This window comes from Paenibacillus thalictri (genome assembly GCF_004307995.1).
In the GTDB taxonomy this organism is placed as follows: Bacteria; Bacillota; Bacilli; order Paenibacillales; family NBRC-103111; genus Paenibacillus_AF; species Paenibacillus_AF thalictri.
Map to the genome: position 1 here is coordinate 113,534 of NZ_SIRE01000030.1, position 11,500 is coordinate 125,033.

Genomic DNA, 11,500 nt, shown 5'->3' on the forward strand with positions numbered 1-11,500 from the left:
TATCGACAGGAGGAATGAACGCTTATTATGAAGGTGAGAAACTTGATACCAAAAGCGATACGTCTGCTGCTGGCACTGATGATCGCACTTCCCGGCCTCGTCGCGGGACTAGGACAAGCGGAAGCTGCGAGCGATGTCTGGCGTGATATCACCGGCAATGCTGCCGCAGGGGTAACCAGCATTGCCATCGCAAACGATAAGCTGTACTTGTTGTACAAAGCATCGAAAAAAATTGTTGTCAGAGAAAAAAACGATTCGAGCTGGAGCGAGCTTGTAACGTTGCCTAACCAGATTAGCGTACCGGCCAAACTGTTGGTCAAGGGCAGTGACATGTACGTCATTGATGAAGGTGTGGCGGATTCCTCATCCAGCAACTCCAAAATTTTCAAAAGCTCCGATAATGGTCAGAATTGGGCCGAGATCAACGGGCCGCCGGGCGGTTATGTCGCACTAAACGCCGGAGCTGATGTGCTGCAATCGATGTTTTTTGATACGACGGGAAATTTTTATGCACTCAGCTCCATGTACCTTTCCAAATTCGGTACAAATAACAGCTGGAGTCAAGTTGGTGTTGTTCCTGAAGACAGCAATTATTCGTATTTGTTCACAAGCGCCGCTGCGGACATCAACGGAAAAGTATACGCATCAGTTCTCAAAACGAATAAAACGAACATAAATGACAAGACGAATCTCTTTTATAGTTTAAACGGGAGTACATGGAGTCCGGTAACCGGCCCTCTTGCCTGGAAGACAATGCAATTTACCGGCGGCTCGAACGGCCGCATTTATATTGCTCACGCCGATAGCCCGAACAACGGGAATATGACTCCTGTCAAAGATATTTATTCGTATGACGGTTCCTCGTACAACTTGGAACTTCTGACCGACGATGCGGCTTGGACGTCGAAAGGTATTGTTTTTGACGGCAGCTATTTTTATATTGCAAGCGCCGATAAAATCCGTACCAGCAACCCGAACTTCTGGCCAGCCGCCCTAACTCCGCCGGCAACTTGGTACAATATTACAAGCAATCTTGATGTAATGAACCCGATGTTGTCGGTGGATCAAGCGGTTTATGCGGGTCAGCTCGGTACGAAAGGCGTCTATTACCGGAATGTCACGGACACCGAATGGAAGTTCGCTTCTTGGCCTCAAAGCGATTTTGGCACGGTATTCTCCTTTGTGGCCCGCAGCGGCAACTGGTACGCGGCGGATATTACAACGACCGGCATGATGTCTCCAAGCGTGATTAAAATACGGACCAGCGCCGACCATGGAGTTACATGGGCCACTTACGAGTTGCCCTCGTCTTATACGATCGCAGGCGCACTGAATCCGCTGGTCGTTGGCGCTAACGGCGCGGTGTACATGAATGACGGCAAAAACATATTTAAGCTGGGTGCGGATCGCACCTGGTCGCAAATTTCGGTGCCTGCCGATGCGGGGGGGTTCAGCTTCGCTTATACGGGCGTAGCCGTAAACGGCTCGAATGAACTGTACGCGAACATTCGCAAATATAGCCCGCTGCAGCCGCTGAACAATACGGCCAAGCTGTACAAATATAACGAAGCCACTTTGCAATGGGGCGCGATCGCCGACAGCCCAAGCGCATCCATGCAGCTGTATACCGATTCGGACAATGGCATGCACGCCGCCACATCCATAGTCATGAACGGCGAGACGCCAAGAGCGTATATGTATCGCATCGACGATACCGGCTTTTCGGACGAAGCGACGTTGGACAGCCTGAGCCAGGCTCGTTACGGCATGGCTTACGGCAACGGTTATTATTACATTTTGGATGCGGACACCAAAACGATTCGCACAACAAATCCGAATTTCTCTACGGGACTGACGCCACCGGTGTTGACGGCCGATGCAACCGATAACGATACGGCACATGCGCTGGAGCTGACGTTTGCCGACGACGCGGCTTGGCGCGCCGCAATTACCGATGTGACCGTCACCAAGGGCGGCACAGTGGCAAATGCCGTGTACAACGTGGGGCAGGGAACGCTTACGTTGACCGGATTAAATATCCCGGGTACTTATGAGGTGAAGGTCAAAGCGAGTGGTTACCATGACGCTGTGATCAACCAGCAGGTTAATCTGACGCCATCCACTTGGTACAATATTACGAGCGATCTCGATGCGACATTCATCGGATTGTCGGTGAATCAGGCGGTTTATGCGGCGCAGTTTGCTACAACAGGTGTCTATTACCGCAATGTCAGCGATATAGAGTGGAAGTTTGTTTCTTGGCCTCAAAGCGATTTTGGCGCGGTATTCTCCTTTATAGCCCGCAGCGGCAAGTGGTACGTGGCGGATAGTACGTCGACCGGCATGATGACTCCAAGCGTGATCAAGGTACATATTAGCTCCGATCAAGGGGCTACATGGTCCACATACGAACTGCCTTCGACTTATACCTTCGTAGGCGCGCTGAATCCGCTGGCCGTCGGTGCCGACGGTGCAGTGTACATGAATGACGGCAAAAACATATTCAAGCTGGGTGCGGATCGCGCCTGGTCGCGGATTCCGGTGCCTGCCGATGCGGGGGGCTCCAGCTTCGCTTATACGGGTATAGCCGTGAACGGCTCGAATGTGCTGTATGCCAGCATTCGCAAGTACAATCCGCTGCAGCCGCTGAACAATACGGCCAAGCTGTATAAATATAACGAAGCCGGTCCGCAATGGGCCGAGATCGCCGACAGCCCAAGCGCATCGATGCAATTGTATACCGATTCGGACAATGTCATCCATGCGGCTACGTTCAACGTCATGAACGGCGAGACGCCGAGAGCGTATATGTACCGCGTCGACGATACCGGCTTCACGGACGAAGCGACGCTGGACAGTCTCGGCCAAGCACGTAACGGAATGGCTTATGGCAACGGCTATTATTACATTTTGGACGCGGACGGCAAAACGATTCGCACTACTAATCCGAATTTCTCAACAGGGCTGACGCCGCCGGTGTTGACTCCGGATACGACGAATAATGACGATGTTCACCCGCTGGAGCTGGCATTTGACGATAACGCCGACTGGCGCTCGAATGTCACAAACGTCACCGTCAAGAAAGACGATACGGTAGTATCTGCGGATTATCAGCTGGTTGCAGGCGCGTTAAAGTTCCCGCAGGCTTTGCCGGCAGGCTCTTATACGATTGAAGTTACCGCGGCCGGTTACAAAAAAGCGACCGTTCAGCAAACCGTGCTGATTACCGCTCCGGTGCTTGTTGCCGACACGAGCAATAATGACACGATACATGAAATCACCGTCACGTTTGCGGATAATGTGAAATGGCGCGAGTCCTTGACAAGTGTTGTCTATAACGGCAGCACGGCCGACAGCAGCAAGTACCGGCTGTCCGCAGGCCAGTTGGTGTTCACAGCAGGTTATCTCCCTGTAGGTGATGTGAACCTTGTCGTCCAAGCGGCCGGATATCCTGACGCATCGGTTATCCAAACTGTAAAACAATACTGGAGCAGTTCCTCTTCTTCTTCGCCGGGTTCGGCTAGTACAGGAACAAGTTCCAACAGGGAAGTCATCAAGGTTGACGTGCTGGGCGGTTCGCGCACAGGCGACGTCGTCTCGCAGGTTGAAATCGTACGTACAACGGATGAAAAAGGCCGTAAAACCGACGAGGTCAGCTTCACAGCCGAGTTGGCAGCCCGTGCCGTCGAAATGATGAAATCTTCCGGCGCGGCGCAGGCCGTCATTGTTATTCCGGACGCACAGGACGAAGTATCGGCCGTTCAGGTGTCACTGCCGCGCCAAGCGCTGGAGCAGCTGACCGGTGCAGGCATCGGGCTGGTCATTGAAACAAGCGGCGCAACGATAAATATCCCGGCAGCTTCGCTTGCGGCGTCAAGCGGCGACCTGTATTTCCATGTCGTGCCGATCAAAGACGCGGCACTGCAAAAGGAAGCAGGCGAGCGCGCCATAATCAACAGCGGTTCCGTAGCCTTGCAGGATGCGGTTGTTGTCGGCCGGCCGATGACTATCGAGACGAATCTGCAAGCACAGCCGGTCACACTGACGCTGCCGCTTGGCAGCTTTTCGGTAGATCAAATCGGCCGTTTGCGGATTTATATTGAGCACAGCGACGGTACGACGGAATGGCTGAAAGGCGAGCCGGCCGTGGACGATTCGGGAGCCGCCGCGATTCGTTTCACCGTAACAAAATTCAGTACGTTCACAATCATCGACACGGCATCGTCCGTATCGAGACAAGCGTACATGTTCGGTTATGAAGACGGCACCTTCCGTCCCGAGCAAGTTGTTACACGCGGCCAAATGGCCGCTATCCTGTCCCGATTGTTGGGCGGCGCAGCCGCAAAAGCAGCAGCCCCTTCTTATGAAGATAAAGCGCAGTTTCCGGAATGGGCTGCAGGGGCCATTGGACAGGTGTCCGCGCTTGGTCTGATGGACGGCTATGATGACGGCACCTTCCAGGCCGATCGCGCTGTTACCCGCGCCGAAGCCGCTGCGATTGTTGCCAGATTGGCGAAGCCGGGCAATGTCGGCCAAGCGGCCAGCTTTACGGATACACGCGGCCACTGGGCTGTCGGGGCGATTGACACAGCCGCCCGGGCGGGGCTGCTGACAGGCTACGAGGACGGCAGCTTCGTTCCGGACCGCAAGCTTAGCCGCGCGGAGGCGGTGACGCTGATCAACCGTTTGATTGAGCGTTCCGCACCAAACAGCGGGGCGCCGCTTTGGTCGGATGTGCCGGCAGCGCATTGGGCGTTTGGCGATATTCAGGCCGCCAGCTCGATCGCGCCTTAATCATCGTGCCAAGCTGAAACTTTAAAGCGCGTCTGGCGCTGCATTCATTGTCACACCGCCTCAGTCCGGGTTATGCGGACTGGGGCGTTTTTTTGCGTTTGCCGTTACTCCTCGGAGATAATGTTGCCGGCCGGGATTATATTTCCATGACGCTAAAGTTGAAATTATCGTCTCTGCAACCGATAATTTACTTGAGTGGGATCGCTCATTTTTTTGTACAAGGCGCGCGTTCCTTATCGGTTACAGATTCTTCAGTTTCAATTCATACTCCTTTCACATTACATGTTTAAGATGATATTTGCTGGATAAAAAGCCGGCCGGCTTTCGGCGTTTCATGCGCTCCCTATGCGCGCAGCAATAACTTTAAGCGCATATCGACACAGCGCGGCGGCCGGTTGTAGCGGCGGTCTGCGATGGCTGCCCATCGCCGGTAACACCCTGAGGAGGAATACAATTGGCTTCCATTTTGATAGTGGATGACGACCGGAATATACGGGAACTGATCAAGGTTTATTTGATTAAAGAGAGCTATATGGTTTTTGAAGCAGGCAACGGAGTCGCCGCGCTGGCCTTGTTGGAGAAGGAGCGTGTTGATCTGGTTGTGCTGGATATTATGATGCCGCAGATGGACGGCTGGGAGCTGTGCCGCGAAATCAAGCGGACCAGCGATTTGCCGGTGCTGATGGTAACGGCCAAAGGGGAAGCGGCGCATAAAATTAAAGGTTTCCAGCTGGGCACCGACGATTACATAGTTAAACCTTTTGATCCGCAAGAGCTGGTGCTGCGCGTCAGAGCGCTGCTGAAGCGGTACCGGATTTCCATATCCCAATCGGTTTCCGTCGGGGATCTGCATATGAACCGGAGCACCTATGACGTCATGGTGGGCAGCGAACGGATGCTGCTTCCGCTTAAAGAATTCGAGCTTTTGTTTAAGCTGACCGGAACGGTTGGGCATATTTTTACGAGGGAGCAGCTGATCGAGCAAATATGGGGCAGCGACTACGAAGGCGACGAGCGCACGGTCGACGTGCACATCAAGCGCTTGCGCGAACGGCTGGCCGGCAAAACAAACACTGTCAAAATTACGACCGTCCGGGGCATCGGATACCGGCTGGAGATGTGCGATGAGTAGATCGCTGTATTTTCGCACGGTGCTGGTATTTGTACTGGTTGTTATTTTCAGCGTAACCTTGTCTTATTATGTATCTTCCCTGCTGTTTCGGAATAAAGGCGAGGCGCAAATGCAAGACGACATGCTGACTGCGGGACATTACACAATTCAGATGTTCAAGGAAACCGGGGTCAAAAATCCCGACTCTTACATCACACGGCTTGCTTTGCTGCAGCATTTTATTTTTCTGCTGTACGACGAAACGGGCGAGGTCAAAACGTACCCCGTATCGCCGCTGCCTCCTGAAGAAAACCGCCCGATCGACAAATCGGTCATTAAATATGTGCTGGACGGCGACAATTATCAAAACCGTGCTCCGCAAAAAAAACCGCTGGACGAGCTGATCGGCCTCCCTTTTCAGGTCAACGGTAAACCTTACGCTTTGTTTGTGCAGCTTAATGTATCGGCCCGCTCGGCGGATTTGGAGAAAACGGCGGCAATGACGCTGCTGCTTGTGCTGGCTATCGGCAGCTTAACGGCGCTGATTGCTTCGCGTTATGTCGTCAAGCCGCTGCTCAAGCTGACCGAAGCGACAAGCCGGCTGGCCAAGGGCGATTTCGGGGTGCAGGTCAATGTCCGCAGTAAAGACGAGATTGGCTTGCTGGCGGACAGTTTTAACAGGATGTCCAAGGAACTGGGTCAAATCGAGCGGATGAGGCAAGATTTTGTGGCAAACGTATCACATGAAATTCAAACGCCGCTGACGTCGATCCGCGGATTCTCCAAAGCGCTTAAAGAAAATGTAATTGCCGATGAAGACCGCGGCCGTTATTTGGATATCATTCAAACGGAAAGCGAGCGCTTATCCAGGCTGGTGGACAATCTGCTGCGCCTTGCCTCGCTGGAATCGGAGCACCACCCGTTTACGCCGGCAGTTTATGACTTGGGAGAGCAATTGCGCAAGGTGATGTTGTCGCTGGACCCGCTGTTTGAACAGAAAGGCGTGGAATGGGATGTCGACCTGCCTGGGGTCAAAATTTTTGCCGATGAGGACCAGCTCTATCAAGTATGGGTGAACCTGCTGCGTAACAGCATCAAATTTACGCCGCGAGGCGGCAGCGTTGCTGTGGCTATTCACAAAGATGCGGACGGGGTGTCGGTATCCGTCCAAGATACGGGGATTGGAATCCGCGAGATCGACAAAACTCATATATTCGAAAGATTTTATAAAGCCGACGTCAATGGCGAAGAGGAAGCGGCAGGTAACGGCCTGGGGTTGGCGATTGTGAAGAAAATCGTCGATATTCATGAGGGAATCGTCGAAGTATACAGCAAAGAAGGGCAAGGCAGCCAATTTGTCATCAAACTGCCAAATAGGGCCGAAATGTAATGGATTGACCGTTTGTTCGATAGAGTGTTAGAATAGGTAGGTGAACCTTTCGACAAATAAACAATTTATATCATTTTTTATCAAGATGAAAAGAAAAGTTTATCGAAATGTCGAGTTCGCTCATCTCGCAGTCGCCAGTCTTTGAATTTTATTTTTCGTCTGAACTAAGTTCAATATAATGAACTAAAATTCGGACTAGGGAGGCCTTCACTGTGAAATTTGCCAGGTTTGTTGCGAAAGGTCACGATACGCCAGTTACGGCTATCGTGCAAGGGGACGAGCTGCATGTGATCGAAGGTTGTATGTTCGATCAATGGCAGAGGTCAGGAGAGATTGTACCGTTGTCCGAGGCCAAGCTGCTTGCTCCGCTCGTGCCGACCTCCATCATAGGTATCGGCAAAAATTACATTGCTCCCGGCGAACAGAAGCCGGAGAAGCTGCCCGATATTCCGGTGTTGTTTTATAAACCGGTCTCATCGGTCATCGGGCCAGGGGAAGCGATCATCATCCCAAACGGCTTGGATGAAGTCAAGTTCGAGTCCGAGCTGGCGGTTGTCATCGGACGCGCAGCCCGCAATGTGTCCGAGGAAGAAGCGCTTGACTATGTGTTTGGATATACGGTGGGCAACGATGTTACCGCTCCGCAGCTGTTTCATCCGGAAGGGCATTGGCTGGTCGGTAAATCGGCGGATACGTTTACACCTCTGGGTCCTGTTATTGAAACCGAACTTAACCCGGATCAGGTCGTTATCCAAGCGACTCATAACGGCATTTTAAAACAAAACAGCCCGATTGATCTGATTATCGTGTCTGTTAGGTACTTAATTTCTTATTTATCCCGTTACATGACCTTGCAGCCTGGAGATGTGATTTTAACCGGTTCTCCGGCAGGTGCGGTGATGATGGAACAGGGAGATACGATTGAATGCGCCATTGAAGGCATCGGTGTTTTACAAAATCATGTGGCGAAATAAGGGGAGAGCAAACTATGGCAGTAGGAACTAGTATTATCATCCGGGTCGAGCTCGACAAAACGGCAGTTAACTTCGGAGAAGTCGCTACGGCGATCAATAATGCGGGCGGCGATGTGATCGCTGTCGACGTTATTCGCGCCGGCCAGCTTACTACGATCCGGGATATCACCGTCAACGTATCCGATATTGAAAGCCAAAAAGTCGTGAACGCCCTGCAATTTATGCCCGGCGTTAAAGTAGTCAACACCTCCGACCGCACGTTCCTCGTTCACTTGGGCGGCAAAATCGAGGTACAGCCCAAACTTCCGATCAAAAACCGCGACGATTTGTCGAAAGTATATACGCCGGGCGTAGCTAGAGTGTGCTCGGCTATTCATGAAAATAAAAGCAAAGCTTATTCGCTGACCATTAAACGCAATATGGTAGCCGTTGTTTCCGACGGTTCCGCCGTGCTTGGTCTTGGCGATATCGGTCCCGAAGCGTCCATCCCGGTAATGGAAGGCAAAGCGATGTTGTTTAAGCAGTTTGCCGGCGTTGACGCCTTCCCCATTTGCTTGGACACTCAGGATACGGAAGAAATTATCCGCACCATCAAAGCAATCGCTCCCGTCTTCGGCGGCATCAACCTGGAAGACATCAGCTCCCCGCGCTGCTTCGAAATTGAAGAACGGCTGACGAAGGAACTCGATATTCCGGTAATGCATGATGACCAGCACGGTACTGCTATCGTTGTGCTGGCAGGTCTGATCAACTCGCTGAAAGTCGTGAAAAAACCGATCGGCAGCGTTCGTGTTGTCGTCAACGGAATCGGCGCAGCCGGCGTAGCGATCTGCAAAATGCTGCTTGCCGCAGGTGTATCGCATCTTACGGCAGTAGACCGCTTCGGCGCCATCAAACCGGGCGAAGAATACGAAAACAAGCAATGGCAATGGCTGGCCGAACAACCTCAGCTGCAAAACGGCGGCTGCACGTTGTCCGAAGCGCTTGTCGGTGCCGATGTGTTCATCGGCGTATCACGCGCAGGTCTGCTTACTGTGGAGCATCTGAAATCGATGGCGTCCGATCCGATCGTATTCGCTATGGCGAACCCGGAACCGGAAATCGATCCCGAACTTGCTGAGCCTTACGTGCGTATCTTGGCTACAGGCCGCAGCGATTACCCGAACCAAATCAACAACGTGCTGGCGTTCCCGGGTATTTTCAGCGGTGCATTGCACTGCCGCGCCCGCGACATCAATACCGAAATGAAGCTGGCAACCGCTCATGCGATTGCATCTGTCGTTACGGATGAAGAACTGAACGAACAATACATTATCCCGAGCGTGTTTAACGCCCATGTGGTTGAGACCGTTCGCCGCGAGGTTGTCAAAGCGGCTTTGCGCACCGGCGTAGCCCGCCGCGTGCCAAGCGAGTTCCGCGAGTAGTCTTAAGCATCGCCTCATTGCGTAACAATTGGAGCCGCAGAGCTTTTTTGCGGCTCTTTTCCATTTAATGCATTCATGGGCTGAAATTGCAAACAGCAAACGAATGAATATACGGCACATATATTTTACGAAGCAGGCTTTGTTGCGCAAAGCCTAGCATATGCTTACGAAGCAAGTTTTGCTTCGCAAAACTCTTGATGGGAAAATAACGCGATGCACGACAGTTACATTAACGTGGTTTTATTTGGTAGCATGGTCGTAACAAAGTACCAGGTAGAAAAAAGACAAAGACATACCCGGCAAGCTAAAAATCAAGCTTACGGAATGAAGAGTTTTAAGTTCTCACTTTAAGCTGATGACGGTTCTTCCGACTTCTGTATCGAGTACCCGAGTTTCTGAAGTCGTTTGATCATAAGTTCTTCATGAGTAACTGATCTGCGTTTGGCTTGGAAATCGGCACCAAGTTCTTTGTAGGTTTCACAAGTCTTTAAGATGTGGTAGGCAATCACGAGCATTTTATGAGCAATCGCGACAACAGCTTTATTTTTCCCGCGCCTTGAGGCAATAGACCAGAACGTTGCACCTAAAAAGCTTCGAGTTTTACTGGCTGACCACGCAGCTTCGACTAGCGCAGCTTTCAAAGCGGCATTACCTTTTAAGATGTGTGAACTTTTTTTTTACCGGCACTCTCATTATTGCCCGGACTTAAACCGGCCCACGATGAAAGATGAGCCTCTGTGGGGAAGATAGACATATCCACTCCGATTTCAGCGACGATCACTTGGGCGGTTTTCAGAGCGACGCCGGGAATGGTATCCAAATTAGCCAGTTGTTCTTGATAGGGTTCAAAGTAAGGGATCATATCGTTTTCAAGATCAGCAATCGACTGTTCAAGATGGTTGAGGTGAGCAAGGGAACGCTTGATCATACTGCGATGATGCTTGGTTACACGTCCATTTAACGCTTTGATGAGGTCTGGTATCTTGGAACGCATGCTTCCTTTGGCTAGGTCGGCAATATGTGCAGGTTCAATCGTCTCTCCATGGATCAAGGCATCCAGCATTAAGCGGCCAGAAACACCAAATACATCGGAGATGAACGTAGATATCTTGATGTTAGCATCTTCGAGGGTCTTGAGAATACGGTTGCGTTCTGCACTTTCGTACCCTTTCAGTTTTTTTCGATAACGGGTAAGGTCGCGAAGTTGTCTGATCTCTTGTGGCGGGATAAAGCTGCCCCGGATTAAATCGCACCGGTGTAATTGAGCAATCCATTCAGCATCCTTGACATCTGTTTTCTTGCCCTTGATATTTTTGATGTGAGCCGCGTTACCCAGTGTGATTGTACAAGAGGCTTCCAGAACGTTATAAACGGGTCGCCAAAAGATGCCTGTACTTTCCATAGCAATATCGGTGCAGCCCTCTTCTTCAAGCCAAAGCTAAAAGCCCGGATAACACCGTTGAAAATTCACGAATTTGCTTATCCGGTTTACGATCCAAAGGTCCTTTCAGTAAACAAACAACAACGTTGGCCTGATGAACATCCAAGCCTGCACAACAATTTCGAATTGCATCCATATCTAGGCATCCTTTCCGCAGGGCTACAATCGCCCGACTAAAGCCTGTAATTTGATGGGTGTGGCTCATAGCGCACAATAGTTTGATCTCAAGGCGATGTATTTCAGTTTAGGAGTCGCGGTCGTACCACATTGAGCTTATCGACTTTTCCTGTCCTGCTCTTATCTTTGTTGACAGGTTAAGATCGAAATAAACCAGGTTTTATTTTCAATAAAGTTTGAGCCCGATAG

8 protein-coding genes are annotated in these 11,500 nt (G+C 51.3%); 5 read left to right on the plus strand and 3 right to left on the minus strand.

Annotation, left to right across the window (positions count from 1 at the left end; translation table 11 throughout):
- The first annotated feature begins 27 nt into the window (after positions 1–27).
- The 5 genes from EYB31_RS32790 to EYB31_RS32810 all read left to right on the plus strand — a co-directional run bounded on the left by EYB31_RS32790 (position 28) and on the right by EYB31_RS32810 (position 9,693).
- The gene (locus EYB31_RS32790; RefSeq protein WP_131017726.1) at positions 28–4,794 is read left to right on the plus strand and encodes a hemoblobin-interacting domain-containing protein; all 4,767 of its coding nucleotides are present in this window, start codon (positions 28–30) and stop codon (positions 4,792–4,794) included.
- A 454-nt stretch (positions 4,795–5,248) separates the two neighbouring features.
- Entirely contained in the window at positions 5,249–5,926 is a 678-nt protein-coding gene (locus tag EYB31_RS32795) for a response regulator transcription factor (protein WP_131017728.1), read from the plus strand.
- Positions 5,919–7,295, plus strand: a complete 1,377-nt coding sequence (locus tag EYB31_RS32800) for a sensor histidine kinase (RefSeq protein WP_131017730.1) — start codon at positions 5,919–5,921, stop codon at positions 7,293–7,295. Before EYB31_RS32795 ends, EYB31_RS32800 begins: the two co-directional genes overlap by 8 nt.
- A 212-nt stretch (positions 7,296–7,507) precedes the next feature.
- Positions 7,508–8,269 carry a fumarylacetoacetate hydrolase family protein gene (locus tag EYB31_RS32805; protein WP_131017731.1) on the plus strand — a complete coding sequence of 254 codons (762 nt, stop codon included), beginning with the start codon at positions 7,508–7,510 and terminating at the stop codon, positions 8,267–8,269.
- A gap of 14 nt (positions 8,270–8,283) precedes the next feature.
- A complete protein-coding gene (locus EYB31_RS32810; protein ID WP_131017733.1) occupies positions 8,284–9,693 on the plus strand; it encodes an NAD-dependent malic enzyme in 1,410 nt (469 codons plus the stop codon).
- Positions 9,694–10,040: 347 nt separating this feature from the next.
- Here the strand turns inward: EYB31_RS32810 and EYB31_RS41060 are convergent, their stop codons facing one another.
- Genes EYB31_RS41060 through EYB31_RS41065 form a run of 3 tightly spaced genes read right to left on the minus strand, consistent with a single transcriptional unit; the run spans position 10,041 to position 11,270 of the window.
- Positions 10,041–10,334, minus strand: coding sequence for a hypothetical protein (locus EYB31_RS41060; protein ID WP_240763126.1), 294 nt, complete (start codon positions 10,332–10,334; stop codon positions 10,041–10,043).
- A 14-nt stretch (positions 10,335–10,348) separates the two neighbouring features.
- A complete protein-coding gene (locus EYB31_RS32815) occupies positions 10,349–11,095 on the minus strand; it encodes an IS110 family RNA-guided transposase (RefSeq protein ID WP_240763127.1) in 747 nt (248 codons plus the stop codon).
- Positions 11,096–11,120: 25 nt separating this feature from the next.
- A complete protein-coding gene (locus EYB31_RS41065) occupies positions 11,121–11,270 on the minus strand; it encodes a hypothetical protein (protein ID WP_240763128.1) in 150 nt (49 codons plus the stop codon).
- Between the last annotated feature and the right edge of the window lie 230 nt (positions 11,271–11,500).